The following is a 426-nucleotide window of genomic DNA, read 5'->3' as shown; positions in this document are numbered from 1 at the left end:
GTTCCGCGCCATTGCGCGCAAGTGGATCGCCGCCAACGCACCGAAGGAGTTCGAAGAAGAGCTCTCGAAGTCGTCGCTCGGCCGCATCAGGCTGGCCAAGCACGACATGGTCGAGGTCGGCAAGGCCGACGAGATCATGCGCAACATCATAGCCGAACGCGTGCTGGGCCTGCCCGGTGATATCCGGGTCGACAAGGATGTTCCCTTCAACAAGATCCCGACCAAGGGCCGCGCCTGATCGCGCGTGAAATCAAAAAGAGGTTCGCCATGAATTTCGATGACACGCCGCAGGAAGCCGAGTTCCGCGCCATTGCGCGCAAGTGGATCGCCGCCAACGCACCGAAGGAGTTCGAAGAAGAGCTCTCGAAGTCGTCGCTCGGCCGCATCAGGCTGGCCAAGCACGACATGGTCGAGGTCGGCAAGGCC

General features: G+C 61.7%; 1 protein-coding gene. It reads left to right on the top strand.

Features of this window, described 5'->3' with window-relative positions:
• Window positions 1-238: hypothetical protein (locus D0N36_RS19275; RefSeq protein WP_199798377.1), on the top strand; the 238-nt coding region annotated here is incomplete at its 5' end.
• Window positions 239-426 lie beyond the last annotated feature (188 nt).

It is taken from the genome of Hymenobacter lapidiphilus (assembly GCF_003417065.2).
Taxonomy (GTDB): Bacteria; Bacteroidota; Bacteroidia; order Cytophagales; family Hymenobacteraceae; genus Hymenobacter.
The sequence above is the reverse complement of the archived record's forward strand: the minus strand, read 5'-3'. Positions and strand labels throughout refer to the sequence as shown.